Source organism: Streptomyces sp. NPDC058683 (genome assembly GCF_042716195.1).
Taxonomy (GTDB): domain Bacteria; phylum Actinomycetota; class Actinomycetes; order Streptomycetales; family Streptomycetaceae; genus Streptomyces.
This window is the reverse complement of the sequence record NZ_JBHXSK010000016.1, coordinates 137,787-150,567: the sequence shown is the minus strand read 5'-3', so window position 1 is coordinate 150,567 and position 12,781 is coordinate 137,787. Positions and strand designations below refer to the sequence as shown.

At 71.8% G+C, this 12,781-nt stretch carries 13 protein-coding genes; 3 read left to right on the top strand and 10 right to left on the bottom strand.

What is annotated here, in order from left to right; genetic code table 11:
* Window positions 1–20: 20 nt before the first annotated feature.
* The 10 genes from ACFWXC_RS19595 to ACFWXC_RS19550 all read right to left on the bottom strand — a co-directional run bounded on the left by ACFWXC_RS19595 (window position 21) and on the right by ACFWXC_RS19550 (window position 9,704).
* Entirely contained in the window at window positions 21–911 is an 891-nt protein-coding gene (locus tag ACFWXC_RS19595; protein WP_384480278.1) for a creatininase family protein, read from the bottom strand.
* Window positions 912–976: 65 nt separating this feature from the next.
* Window positions 977–1,426 (bottom strand): cytidine deaminase, encoded by a 450-nt coding sequence (locus ACFWXC_RS19590; protein WP_384480276.1) that lies wholly within the window; start codon window positions 1,424–1,426, stop codon window positions 977–979.
* Window positions 1,423–2,187 carry an amidohydrolase family protein gene (locus ACFWXC_RS19585; RefSeq protein WP_384480274.1) on the bottom strand — a complete coding sequence of 255 codons (765 nt, stop codon included), beginning with the start codon at window positions 2,185–2,187 and terminating at the stop codon, window positions 1,423–1,425. Before ACFWXC_RS19585 ends, ACFWXC_RS19590 begins: the two co-directional genes overlap by 4 nt.
* On the bottom strand, window positions 2,184–3,170 hold the full coding sequence (locus ACFWXC_RS19580; protein WP_384480272.1) for an ABC transporter ATP-binding protein: 987 nt from the start codon (window positions 3,168–3,170) through the stop codon (window positions 2,184–2,186). The genes ACFWXC_RS19585 and ACFWXC_RS19580 overlap by 4 nt, the downstream gene beginning before the upstream one ends.
* The gene (locus ACFWXC_RS19575) at window positions 3,167–4,300 is read right to left on the bottom strand and encodes an ABC transporter ATP-binding protein (protein ID WP_384480270.1); all 1,134 of its coding nucleotides are present in this window, start codon (window positions 4,298–4,300) and stop codon (window positions 3,167–3,169) included. Before ACFWXC_RS19575 ends, ACFWXC_RS19580 begins: the two co-directional genes overlap by 4 nt.
* A complete protein-coding gene (locus ACFWXC_RS19570) occupies window positions 4,297–4,986 on the bottom strand; it encodes an alpha/beta hydrolase (protein WP_384480268.1) in 690 nt (229 codons plus the stop codon). The genes ACFWXC_RS19575 and ACFWXC_RS19570 overlap by 4 nt, the downstream gene beginning before the upstream one ends.
* A 5-nt stretch (window positions 4,987–4,991) precedes the next feature.
* On the bottom strand, window positions 4,992–6,068 hold the full coding sequence (locus ACFWXC_RS19565) for an ABC transporter permease (protein WP_384480266.1): 1,077 nt from the start codon (window positions 6,066–6,068) through the stop codon (window positions 4,992–4,994).
* Window positions 6,065–7,006, bottom strand: coding sequence for an ABC transporter permease (locus ACFWXC_RS19560; protein WP_384480264.1), 942 nt, complete (start codon window positions 7,004–7,006; stop codon window positions 6,065–6,067). The genes ACFWXC_RS19565 and ACFWXC_RS19560 overlap by 4 nt, the downstream gene beginning before the upstream one ends.
* Entirely contained in the window at window positions 6,999–8,681 is a 1,683-nt protein-coding gene (locus ACFWXC_RS19555) for an ABC transporter substrate-binding protein (protein ID WP_384480262.1), read from the bottom strand. Before ACFWXC_RS19555 ends, ACFWXC_RS19560 begins: the two co-directional genes overlap by 8 nt.
* A 273-nt stretch (window positions 8,682–8,954) precedes the next feature.
* A complete protein-coding gene (locus ACFWXC_RS19550; RefSeq protein ID WP_384480260.1) occupies window positions 8,955–9,704 on the bottom strand; it encodes a TetR/AcrR family transcriptional regulator in 750 nt (249 codons plus the stop codon).
* A 104-nt stretch (window positions 9,705–9,808) separates the two neighbouring features.
* Here ACFWXC_RS19550 and ACFWXC_RS19545 point away from each other — a divergent pair, with 104 nt between their 5' ends.
* The 3 genes from ACFWXC_RS19545 (at window position 9,809) to ACFWXC_RS19535 (ending at window position 12,764) form a co-directional block, all read left to right on the top strand.
* The gene (locus ACFWXC_RS19545) at window positions 9,809–10,708 is read left to right on the top strand and encodes an NmrA/HSCARG family protein (RefSeq protein WP_384480258.1); all 900 of its coding nucleotides are present in this window, start codon (window positions 9,809–9,811) and stop codon (window positions 10,706–10,708) included.
* A gap of 193 nt (window positions 10,709–10,901) precedes the next feature.
* The gene (locus ACFWXC_RS19540; RefSeq protein ID WP_384480256.1) at window positions 10,902–11,750 is read left to right on the top strand and encodes a hypothetical protein; all 849 of its coding nucleotides are present in this window, start codon (window positions 10,902–10,904) and stop codon (window positions 11,748–11,750) included.
* Window positions 11,751–11,891: 141 nt separating this feature from the next.
* The gene (locus tag ACFWXC_RS19535) at window positions 11,892–12,764 is read left to right on the top strand and encodes a hypothetical protein (RefSeq protein WP_384480255.1); all 873 of its coding nucleotides are present in this window, start codon (window positions 11,892–11,894) and stop codon (window positions 12,762–12,764) included.
* Window positions 12,765–12,781: the final 17 nt, after the last annotated feature.

Genomic DNA, 12,781 nt, shown 5'->3' with positions numbered 1-12,781 from the left:
CGGGTCTCGGGCCGGGTGGCTCAGGCCGGGTGGCTGAGGCCGGACGGCTGAGGCCGGACGGCTGGGGCGGGATCGCCGGGCCGGTGTGCCGCGCTGGGCCAGGGCTCGTGCACGGCCGCCGAGACCGCGCGGGCGGTGGTGAGCACACAGCGGTCGAACTCCGTCCGCCCGTGGGCCGCGTTCGCCTCGGTGACGTCCCTGCCCCACACACCGGTCTCGCTGACCTGGTCCATGCGGTAGTCCCAGAAGGAGTCGACGTCGACGTGCGAGGTGGCCCGTTCCATCCGCACCAGCTCGGGCGCCAGGTGCAGCATCACCGAGGTCTCGAAGTAGTTGGCGTGCATCAGCGCCCGCCCGTAGGTGACATGGCCGTCGACCTCGGGCCCCGGGTACATCGTCACGTACCCCAACGCCCGTACGCGGGCGTCTCGGTGACGCACTCTCAGTTTCTCGGCGGACACGTCGAGCGCGCCGTTGTTCCAGATGTGGCCGTTGAGCAGGACGAACTGCCGTACGCCGCTGGCGTACAGGGAGTCGATCACGTCCTCCACGACGGCGATCAGCGTCTCGGGGCGCAGCGCCACCGTCCCGGCGAAGCCGCCGTGCGAGGCGGACACGCCGAAGGCCAGCGGCGGCAGCACCGGTACGCCCGTCAGCGCGGAGACGCCCAGGGCGACCGCCTCGCAGATCCGGGTGTCCACGGCCAGCGGCAGATGGGGGCCGTGCTGCTCGGTGGCGCCTATCGGGATGATCACCGCGTCGCCGCCGGCGACCGTGGTCCCGGCCTCCTGCCAGGTCAGCTCCTCCCACGGCAACGGCGCTCCGGTGCCGCCGAGTTGCGCGGCGAGTGCGGGCACGTCGAGCCCGGTGGGGACGCTCAGGCCGTTCGGCCCTGTGATGACGGACGGCATGTCTCTCCTGTCCTCGGGGGTACCGGGGTGTCGTTTCCCCGGGGGTGCGGGGTGGTGGTGCGGGGTCACCAGCGGCGCCGGCTCTTCTCCGGCAGCAGCTCCAGGGCGCGTGCCGGGACGGGACGGTCGCCGTCGACCGTGGTGATCCACACGACGGCGTCCGGGCAGTAGTCGCTGATGAGTTCGCGGCACACCCCGCACGGCGCGATGATCCGGAACCGTCCGGCGGGCTTGATCTGCACGGACACCACCGAGGTCACCGCCAGCGGCGCACCGGGCGCGAGCGCGCCGCGTGCGGTGCCCAGGGCGACGCCCTCCGCGCAGATCGAACTGCGCCGGCAGGAGCCCTCGACATGGACGCCGGTGTGGATCCGGCCGTCCGCGGTGCGCAGGGCGGTGGCCACCTCGTGCCGGTCCGCCTGCCACACCCGGTCCAGCAACTCCTGTGCCACGGAGAGGAGTTCGGTGTCCTGCTCGCTCATCTCCGGCGGGACGGCCACGGGTGCGGCGGTCATGCGCCCAGCCCCAGCAGGCGGGCCATGTTGCCGCCCTCGATCAGCGCCCGGTCCTTCTCGTCCTCGACCGCCTTGGCGATCTTCATACGCTCCAGGTCGAAGTCCGAGCCGGGCCACTCGCTGCCCATCAGGATCTGCCGCGGGCCGAGCCGCGCGTAGGCCCGCTTGACGTCGCTCATCAGCGTCGCGGACGTCTCCAGATAGACGTGCGGCTGCCGTTCGGCCACGATGATCGCCTCCGGCACGTTCCACACCGCCCCCATGTGCGCGATGATCGTCGGCACCCCGGGGTGGTCCCGGGCGATCTCCTCGATGGCCAGCGGCGCGCAGAAGGCGTCGTCCAGCGCGTTGACCAGCACCAGCAGCCCGCGCCTGGCACAGGCCTCGAACACCGGGTCGAGGAGCCCGTGGTCGGCCACGTGGTAGCCGTGCAGGCTCGGATGCAGCTTCAGCCCCACCAGGCCGGCGTCGGCGATCCGGTCGATCTCCTCGATGGCGTCGTCCGCCTGCGGCAGCACCTGGCCGAAGCCGAAGAACCGGTCGGGGTACGCGGCCACCAGCGAGGCGATGAAGTCGTTCTCGATGCGCTGCGCGAGCGAGCACACCATCGCCAGGTCCACCCCGGCGGCGTCCATCCGGTCGAGGATGCGGCGCGGCTCGAAGGGCTTGTAGGGCGGCGGCGCCTCGCCCTTGCGCGCGCCGGTCAGGTAGTCGGAACGGCCGCGCACGTCCTGGGTGGTGTTGTAGGCGTCGATGATCAATGCGGGTCCTCACTCACGGGCACGGGCACGGGGCCGAGGGGCAGATGGCAGCGCACGCGGCGGCCCGGTGCGATCTCGCGCAGTTCCGGGTGCTTGGTGCGGCAGAGGTCGGTGGCGAACGGGCAGCGGGTCCGGAACAGACAGCCCTCCGGCGGGTCCGCGGGGTCGGGCAGCTCGCCCTCCAGGGGCTGCCGTTCGACGGGCGGGCCGGGCCGCAGCTCCGGCACGCTGGCCAGCAGCGCGCTGCTGTACGGATGGGCGGGGCCGGAGAAGAAGCCGTCCCGGGGAGCGGTCTCGATGATCTCGCCGAGGTACATCACGGCCACCCGGTCGGCGATGTGCCGCACCACACCGAGGTCGTGGGAGATGAACAGCATCGTCAGCCCCCGGTCACGCACCAGGTCCGACAGCAGGTTCAGCACCTGGGCCTGGATGGACACGTCCAGCGCGGAGACCGCCTCGTCGGCCACCACGAACCGCGGCGAGGAGGCCAGGGCGCGGGCGATGCCGATGCGCTGGCGCTGGCCGCCGGAGAACTCGTGCGGCTTGCGCCCGCCGGCCTCGGCCCCAAGTCCGACCAGGTCGAGGAGTTCGGCCACCGTACGTTCCGCGTCGGCGCGGCTCGCGCCCCGGGAGCGCAGCAGCGGCTCGGCGACGATGTCGGCGACCGTGCGGCGCGGGTTCAGCGAACCGAACGGATCCTGGAACACCATCTGGAGCTCGGCCCGGGTCCGCTTCAGGCGCCGGCCGCGCAGCCGGGTCAGATCGGTGCCGAGGAAGTCGATCCGGCCCGCCGACGGTTCCACCACGCGCAGCAGCGCCCGCCCGAGCGTGGACTTGCCGCACCCCGACTCGCCGACCAGGCCCAGCGTCTCGCCCTCGGCGATGTCCAGGTCGACGTCGCGCAGCGCCCGCACCCGGCCGCCGGCCCGGCCCGCGTAGTCGACCCGCAGCCCGCGGGCGCTCATCAGGACCTCGCTCATACGGCGGCTCCCGCCGCCTGAGCCGCCCGAGCCCGCACCCGGGCTTCCGCGGGAAGCACGCAGGCGTCCAGGTGGGCCGGGCCGCCGTGGCGCCGCCGCAGCTCGGGGCGGCTGTCGCAGCCGTCGTGGGCGAACGCGCAGCGCGGCCGGAAGCCGCAGCCGGACGGCCGCGCGACACCTGCGGGCGGACTGCCGGGGATGGCCGGCAGCCGTTCGGGCACCGGGCCGTGCAGCGGGGGCACCGAGCCGAGCAGGCCCATCGTGTAGGGATGCTGAGGGTCGAACAGCACCTCGTCGCGGGTGCCCTGTTCCACGATCCGGCCCGCGTACATCACCGCGACCCGGTCCGCGACCTCCGCGACCACCCCCAGGTCGTGGGTGATCAGCAGCACGGACGTGCCGTGGTCGCGCTGCACCCGCTTCAGCAGTGCCAGCACCTGGGCCTGGATGGTCACGTCCAGCGCGGTGGTCGGCTCGTCCGCGATCAGCACAGCCGGGTCGTTGGCCAGCCCCATCGCGATCATCACACGCTGGCGCATGCCGCCGGAGAGCTGGTGCGGATAGGCGCGGGCGGCCCGCGCCGGGCCCGCGATGCCGACCTCGCCGAGCAGCTCGACGGCGCGGTGCGCGGCCGTGGCGCGCGGGACGTCGCCATGGGCGCGGATCGTCTCCGCGACCTGAGCGCCCGCCCGGTGCAGCGGGTTGAGCGCGGCCAGCGCGTCCTGGAAGACCACCGTCACGTCCTTGCCCCGCACCCGGCGCAGCTCCCGCTCCGACGCCCCCACCAGCTCCCGGCCCCGGAAGGACACGGATCCGTCGATGTGGGTACGGGGGCCGCGGTTGAGGCCGACCAGGCTCATCGACAGCGCCGACTTGCCCGACCCGGACTCGCCGACCAGCGCGAGGATCTCGCCCCTGCGCAGCGTCAGGTCCACCCCGTCCACGGCGGGCAGCCGGCCCGCCGGCACATCGAACCCGACACGCAGACCACGGACTTCGAGCACCGGCTCCGGAGGGGTCGCGTCGCCCACGCCTTCCGACCCGGTCGTGCCGTGCACGGCCCCCGGCGCGGTCGTGCCGTGCACGGCCTCCGGCGAGGTCACGTCCTGCACGCCCTCCGGCGTGTTCATACGGCACCGCCCACGGCCAGCGCCGCCCGGTGGATCAGCTCGGCGACCCGCTCCGGCCACACCAGGGTGGTGTAGTGGCTGCCCGGCACGTGCTCGACGGTCGCCTTCATGCGCTCGGCCATGAAGTTCTGGATCTCCGGGCGCAGGGTCCGGTCGTCGTCGGCGACCAGGTACCAGCTGGGCAGCGACCGCCAGGCCGGGACACCGGTCGCCTGGGTGAAGATCAGGTTGTCGGCCTTCCGTCCCTCCGCCTCGACGACCGCCCGCTGCTCGTCCGACAGGTCCGGGCCGATCTCCGCCCAGAACTCGGGACTCGGCTCGGACTTCCACTCGCCGTTCGGGCCGCGCCGCATGTACTTGGAGATCTCCGCGGGTTCGTAGCGCTCGACGATCCCGTTGACGGTCTCGCCCTCGTCCGGCCCGAACGCGGCGATGTAGACCAGCCCCGCGACCCGCGGGTCGCGTCCCACGTTCGAGATCACCGCGCCGCCGTAGGAGTGCCCGGCGAGCAGCACCGGGCCGCTGGTGCCCGCGAGGGCGGCGGTGGTCTCGGCGATGTCGTCGGCGAGCGAGGTCATCGGATTGGTGACCGTGACCAGCCGGTGGCCGTGGGCGGCGAGCAGCGGCTGGACCGCCGACCAAGTGGTGGGCCGTCCGCCGGCACCGTGGACCAGCACGATGTCCATCGGGATCATCCTTTGCGTAGGCGCGGGTCGAGGACCGTGTAGAGCAGGTCGACCGCGTGGTTGACGAGGGTGAACAGCAGGGCGATCGCGAGGGCCGCGCCCTGGACCACCGGGTAGTCGCGCTGAAGCACGCCCTGGACGAGGAGGCGTCCGACGCCCGGGTAGGAGAAGACGGTCTCGGTGACCACCGAACCGCCCAGCAGGGACCCGAACTGGAGCCCGAGGACGGTGACGATGGGCAGCCAGGCGTTGCGCAGCACGTGCCGGCGCACCACCGCGCCCTCGCCGAGGCCCTTCATCCGGGCGGTGCGCACGAAGTCGTCGCCGAGCACCTCCAGGACGGAGGCGCGCACGATCCGGGTGATGAAACCGGCCATCGACAGCGCGAGCGTCACCGCCGGCAGGATCAGATGCTGGAACCACGGCCACACCAGCTCCGGCCGGTCCTGGAGGATCGCGTCGAGCAGGACGAAGCCGGTGGTGGGCCGGTAGTCGAGGGTGCTGGGCAGCCGGCCGAGGACCGGCAGCCAGCGCAGCCACACGCCGAACACCACGATGGCGAGCACGCCGAGCGCGAACCAGGGCAGCGAGAAGCTGACGGTCGCCACGGCCCGGGTCGAGGTGTCGATCCAGCTGCCCCGGCGCAGTGCCGCGACGACTCCGGTCACCACGCCGAGCAGCACCGCGACCGTCATGGCCGCGAGGGTGAGCTCCACGGTTGCGGGCAGCGCGTCGCCGAGCAGGCCGAGGACGCTGTTGGAGCCGTAGAACGAGGTGCCGAGCCGCAGATGGACCAGGTCGTCGAGGAAGTGGCCGTACTGGGTGAGGAGCGGCTGGTCCAGGCCGAGGGCCTTGGTGACCCGTTCCTCGTTGGCGCTGAACTGCTCGGCGGAGGCGGTGTTGCCGCCCGCCGCGAGCGAGGTCGCCGGCGAGCCCGGCAGCAGCCGTATCGCCACGAACACCAGGGAGGCCAGCGCGAACAGCACGACCGGGATCACGGCGAGTCGCCGCACGAACACCCAGACCGCTCCCGCCTGCCGGGGCAGACGCACCCGGGGCAGCACCCCGGTGCCCGCGCTCATGCCGTCCCCCTCGGGTCGAGGGCGTCCCGCAGGTCGTCGCCGGCGAAGTTGCACGCCACGACGAACAGCAGGGTGAGGGCGGCGGGCAGTACCACCAGCCGGGGAGCGGTGTACAGGAACTCCTGCCCGGCCTGCACCATGTAGCCCCAGTCCGGCTGCGGCGGCTGGATGCCCAGGCCGAGGTAGGACAGACCGGCCGCGAACCCGGCCGCGACCGACAGCGTCATGACGACCTGGGCGAGCAACGGGCCGCCGATGTTGGGGAGTACCTCGCGCAGCAGGATGCGGGGCGTCCCGGTGCCGCCGAGCCGGCTGGCCACGACGTAGTCCTTGGCGGCCTCGCGTGCGGTCAGGGTGCGGGCCAGCCGGGCGAGCCCCGGCGCCAGCGAGATGCCGATGCCGAGGATCAGACTGACCGTGCCCGGTCCGGCGGCCGCCACCAGCAGGATCACCAGCAGGATCGACGGGAAGGCCAGCGCCAGGTCGACCAGCCGCATCAGCGCCTGCTCCACCACGCCGCCCGCGTATCCGGCGACCAGCCCGACCAGGGTGCCGATCCCGGCCGCGAGCGCGGTCGCCGTGAAGGACACCAGGAGCAGCGGGCGGGCGCCGTGCACCAGCCGGGCCAGCTCGTCCCGGCCCAGGTCGTCGGTGCCCAGCGGATGCCCCGGCGCCCCGGGTGCCAGCAGCGCCGAGGAGGTCTGGCGCAGCGGGTCGGCCGCCACGAGCAGCGGTCCGAACAGGGCGATCAGGACCGTCGCGGCGAGCAGCAGCCAGGCGAGCAGCGCGGGCCAGGAGCGGGCCACCCTGCGCCGGCGCAGCGCGGCCGGCAACCGTCGGGCCGTCCCGGGCCGGGGCGCGGAGGCCGCGGCGGCGGTGGCCGCGGGTGCCGCCGCCTCCACCGCCACGGCGTCGACCGCGGCGCCGGTCTCAGACACTGGCCTTCTCCATGTAACAGCGGTGGTTGGCCAGCGCGTCGGTGTTCATGCCCTTCACGCCCGCGCCGCTGACGACCAGGTTGCTGAAGCAGGCCAGCATCGACAGGACCATGTACTCCTCGGCCCAGCGGCGCTGGATCTTCGTGTAGGCGGCGGTGCGCTTCTTGGTGTCGGTGAGGTTCTTGGCCGTGTAGAGGTCGTCGGCGAGGGAGGCGGCGCCCTTCAGGGTGTCCATGCCGGAGAGCTTGGAGCCATAGATGCTGGTGGGGCTCGCCATCGCGCCGACCATGTCGTCGGGGTCGGGCACGTAGGTGTTGCGCTCCCAGATCATCAGGTCGTGGTAGTCGTCCTCCCCGTCCAGGAGCCGGCTGAAGTAGGTCGCCGGGTCCACCGAGGTGGTGGCCACCTTGAAGCCGACGTCGGTGAGGTTCTGGGCGATGATCTGGGCCGCCTTGGGGTGCCAGGAGTCGCTGGCGGCCATCAGTCGGATGGTGCGCCCCTTCGCCCCGGCCTCCTCGACCAGCCGCTTGGCCTGGGCGGTGTCCTGGGTGCTGAGGTCGGCGAGCGCGGTGTCGTAACCGCTCTGGGCCGGCGGGATGGCGTAGCCCCTGGGTTCGGCGCCGACGCCGTAGAAGGCCTGCTGGAGGATGGCCTTGCGGTTGATGGCCAGGTTGATGGCCTTGCGCACCTTCAGCTCGGGGATCCGGCGGGCGTCGATCATCATGATGGCGTCGGCGTTCTGCGGGGTGTCGTACACCTTCACCGCGCTGTCCTTGCGCAGCTGCGAGACGGCGGAGTACGGGGCGAACTGGGTCGCGGACACGTCGCCGCTGAGCAGCGAGCTGACGATGGTCGACGGGTCCTGGACCTGGCGCAGCACCAGCCGGTCGATGGGGGGCTTGCCCAGCCGGAAGCCGTCGAAGGCCTCCAGCGTGATGGACTGCCCCGCGGTCGCGGTGGAGAAGGCGAACGGCCCGGTGCCCACGAGGTGCTTGCCGATGTCGGCGCCGTACTTGTCCAGCGCGGCCTTGGAGATGATCCGGCCGCCGATGTCGGAGAGCTTGCCGAGCACGGTCCGGTCGGGCTTCTTCAGGACCATCTTCACGGTCGTGTCGTCGGGCGCGGTGAGCGAGGCGACGTTCGCGCCCATGCTCGCCAGCGGCCGGGTCGCGCCCTTGGGCAGCGTCTTGTCGTCGGGGTCGAACTGACGGCCGAGGCTGGCGAGCACGTCGGCGGAGGTGAGCGTGGTCCCGTCGTGGAACTTCACACCCTCGCGCAGAGTGAAGGTGTAGGTGAGCCTGTCATCGGATATGGTCCACTTCTTCGCCAGGTCCGGTGTGGGCTCGTTGGTCTCGAAGGAGATGAACGTCAGGCCGCGGCAGATGCAGTCGACGGCCATCCAGTCGCCCAGGGACGTGTAGAAGGCCGGGTCGTTGACGGCGCTGGTGGCGTCGATGGCCAGGGTGAGCGTGCCGCCCTTGCCGCTGCCGCCCCCGTCCTGGGCCGCGGCGCCGCACGCGGAGAGCAGGGCGGGCAGCCCGAACCCCACGCCCACGCCGAGCAGTCCGGCCCCCCGGAGCATCGTCCGGCGCGAGACGTCCCGCGACCCGATCGCCGGCACCGACGACGGGGTGGCGGCGGCGGTCGAGGGCGATCCAGATGTGTGATCCGGCATGGGGCCTCCTTGGGCACCGATCCTGAGAATGGATTAAATCTGCGCTGGATTGGATCCAAAAACATGCTCAGTGGCTCCCGATTCCCTCTCGTGTCCCTGGGGTTAAAGGCGTGTGAAGCAGACTCCGGAGAACATGCGCATACGGCGGCGGGCGTCCTCGGCCCCCGCTGCCGCCGAAGGCCACATCGTCCACACGGGCCACGCCCACCACGCAGCTCCTCCCGGCCTGCACCACTCGGGCGGCGGCAGGGACCGGCCCACCGTCGTCCTTCGCTAGGAAACCGTTGCCGGGCCAACGCGGCGGCGACGTGCTCGCTGTCGGCAGGTCGCCCCGCAGTAGCGGGCCGGGCGGCCGGTGGACCGGGCCTGAAGCCGGGCCCCGCACTCCTCGCACCGCGGCGCCGCGTGCAGCGTGCCGGGCACGTCACGAAACACCCGCTCTTCCGTGACGGATGCGGGACTCCGCAGGCTTTCCAGCGCCAGACGCACCATGCGGGTGCCGCCGTTCCGGTCGCGGTGTGCGGCCCGTATCGTCGTGCACCCGACGGTGAGCGCGGCGACGTCGTCCGCGCTGACGTCGGTGCGGACCCCGCCCGCCTGCTGGGCTGCGCGGAGCAGTTCGTCGAGTGTCTGGCGGAACCGTCGCGCCGACGCGGCCAGGCCGGGGCGCGGCCAGCTCGTTTCCGTGGCCAGGGCGTCGCAGGCGTGCTTGCTCCCATGGGACCTGTCGACGACCTCCAGGAGGAAGCCGAACAACGCCGTGACAGGGTCGGTTCGGGCCGCCCATCGTCGAGCGGCGTCCACCCGGTTGTCGATCTGCTGGACGAGTACGGCCTCCAGCAGGATCTCCTTGCTGGGGAAGTGCCGGTACACCGTGCCGGCGCCGACACCCGCCTGCCGTGCGATCGCGCCGAGGGAGACGTCCAGGCCGTGCTCGTCGAATGCCCGCGAAGCGGCGGCGAGCACCTTTGTGCGGTTACGGCGGGCATCGGCCCGGCCGACGTCCTGGGGAGCTGAGGTCATGTCACGTAATCCCTTGTCCGTCGGACTCAACCGGGTGCAGCCTTCCATATCGACCCCGGGCCCAACACACCGTGCCCACCGACAATCCCGGGGCGGAGGACGACATGACCACTGACGGCTTGGTCGTCGTGACCGGTGCGACCGGTCGGCAGGGCGGTGCCACCGCGCGGCGGCTCCTGGCGGCCGGCAGGCCGGTGCGGGCGCTTGTGCGGGACACGACCGCTCCCGCCGCCAAGGCACTCGAAACCGCCGGGGCCGAGTTGGTACGCGGCGAATTCGACGACCCGTCGAGTCTGCCGGCGGCGCTGGAGGGAGCAGCGGCCCTGTTCGCCGTACCGCCCGCGGCCTTCGGACCGGATGGCCCCGACACGGAGCGGGAGTTCGGCCGGGGCCGGGGACTGATCGACGCCGCGGCCGCCGTGGGCGTCGAGCACGTCGTGTTCACGGGCGTCGCGTCCACGCCCGGGCGCCCGGGCGGTTCCGAGGGGAAGAAACGCATCGAGGACCACCTGCATGAGCGGATCCGGTCGGTGACCGTGCTGCGCCCGGTGCGCTTCATGTCGAACTATCTCGGTTCGACACCCATCGGTCTGGACGGAATCGTCGACGGCGTGCACCGGCACATCTTCCCGCCGGACGAACCTGCCCAGATCGTCGCGGTGGAGGACATCGCCGAATTCGCCGCGCTCGCCTTCGACCAGCCGGACCGGTTCGCGGGGCGGACTCTGGAGCTGGCCGGGGACGCTCCCACCCCGGCCGACGCAGTTGCCGCCATCAGCGAGGCCACCGGTGCCGCGGTGCGCTACGAGCAGATCACCCACGCCGAGGCCGCCGCACTCCACCCCGAGATCGCCCAGGTCCGGGAGCGCTGGGCAGCCGGATCGCGCTGGCATGCCGACATCGAGGCGCTGCGCGTCATTCACCCCGGACTGCGTACGCTCACGGACTGGCTCTCCGAATCCGGCGCCGCTCTGCTGCGGAAGCGACTCCTCGAAACCGCCTAGTACCCCACTTCGAGACCGAGACCTCCGCGACACCCTCGTTGCGGGTCGCCTCCCCGGCGAGCCCGGACAGCATGATCCTGGTCTTCTTCTCGCGCGTGGTCTGCGGCGGTCTCGGCACGACGGCCACCTTCCGCGGGCGACGCGGTACGGCAGTCAGGATGCGTTCAGGCAGGGCGTGGCACGGTCGGGCCTCATGACACACGAGACATCGCCTACCCCGGTGCCGTCAGCGGCCGGCACCGAGGCGTCCGCGGGCCGCCGGTTGCGCTGGAACAAGGTGCCCGAGGTCACCGTTTACTTCTGGATCATCAAGGTGCTCTGTACGACGGTCGGGGAGACCGCGGCCGACCTGCTCAACGAGAAGGCCGGGCTCGGCCTGACCGGTGTGTCGGTGCTGATGAGCGCCCTGCTGGCGGTCGTCCTGGTCGTGCAGTTCCGCACCGGCGCCTACCGGGCGGGCGTGTATTGGACGGCCGTCGCCCTGATCAGCGTCGTGGGGACGCTGATCAGCGACAACCTCACCGACAACATGGGCGTCCCGCTGGAGACCAGCACCACCGTCTTCGCGATCGTCCTCGCGGCGGTCTTCCTGCTCTGGTACCGGCGTGAGCGGACACTGTCCATCCATCACATCGACACCACCGGCCGCGAGTCCTTCTACTGGCTCGCCGTCCTGTTCACCTTCGCCCTCGGCACCGCCGCCGGCGACCTGGTCTCCGAGCGGATGAACCTCGGCTACTGGCTCGCCGCGATCCTGTTCGCCCTGGCCATCGCCGCCGTCGCCCTCGCCCACTTCGCGCTCGGGCTGGACGCCGTGTGGAGCTTCTGGATCGCCTACATCCTCACCCGCCCGCTCGGGGCCTCCATCGGCGACTACCTCTCCCAGCCCACCGGCGACGGCGGCCTGGGCCTGGGCACCGTTGTCACCAGCGTGCTCTTCCTCGCGGTCATCCTCGGCCTCGTGGTGTACCTGGCGGTGACCCGGAAGGACGTGGCGCAGCCTCAGCAGACCGCACGCCACGTGGTCCGACCAGGCATGTGACAGGCGTTCAGGCACCGTTCAGGCGGACGCTGCCAGGGTCGGTGGTTGCGATCGCGTCGTCGCGGTCGCCCATCGGCAGGTCACCCGCCCCTGTCGTGGGGTGCGCGCACTGCCGTACGACCACCCAAGGAGCCCCCCACCTTGCAGCAGCCGGAAGCCCTCACCGACCCCGACGTCGCGAGCACGACGACATCGGTGACGAAGAAACTGCCCGCCGTCACCCTCGCCTTCTGGATCATGAAGATCGCGGCGACGACGCTGGGCGAGACCGCCGGGGACCTCTTCGCGCAGACCCTGAAACTCGGTTACTTCCTCACCACGATCGCGCTGTTCCTGATCTTCGTGGTGACGCTCGTCGTCCAGCTCCGCTCCCACCGCTACAACCCGTTCTTCTATTGGACGGTCATCCTGTCGACCAGCATGGCCGGCACCACCACGTCCGATTTCATGAACCGCGACGCCGGGTCCAAGTACCTCTCGGGCGGCGCCACTTCACTCGGCTGGGGACCGCAGGGCCTCGGCCTCGGCTACCCGGCCGGCGCGGCGATCCTCGTCTCCGTCCTGCTGGTCGTCTTCGCGGTCTGGCGGCTGAGCGGGACGACCTTCCAGATCCGGGACATCGTCACCTTCCGCGGCGAGGCCCTGTTCTGGTCGGCGATCCTCGTCTCCAACACGCTCGGCACCTCCATGGGCGACTTCCTGTCCGACAGTTCCGGGCTCGGCTATGCCGGTGGCGCGCTGCTGGTGACCGGGGCGCTCGCCGTACTGGCCGTACTGATGAAGGTGCCGGCGGTGCCGAACGTCCTGCTGTTCTGGATCGCGTTCGTCCTCACCCGCCCGCTCGGCGCGACCGCGGGCGACCTGCTGACCAAGCCGGTGGCCAAGGGCGGTCTGGACTTCGGAACCGCCGGCTCCTCGGCCGTCCTGCTGGCCGTTCTGCTCACCCTCATGGCCTTCGCGCAGGTCCAGGAGCGCCGGGCTGCCACCTCGTGGCCAACGGAGCGGAAGGGCTGACCGATTCTCAGCCGGGC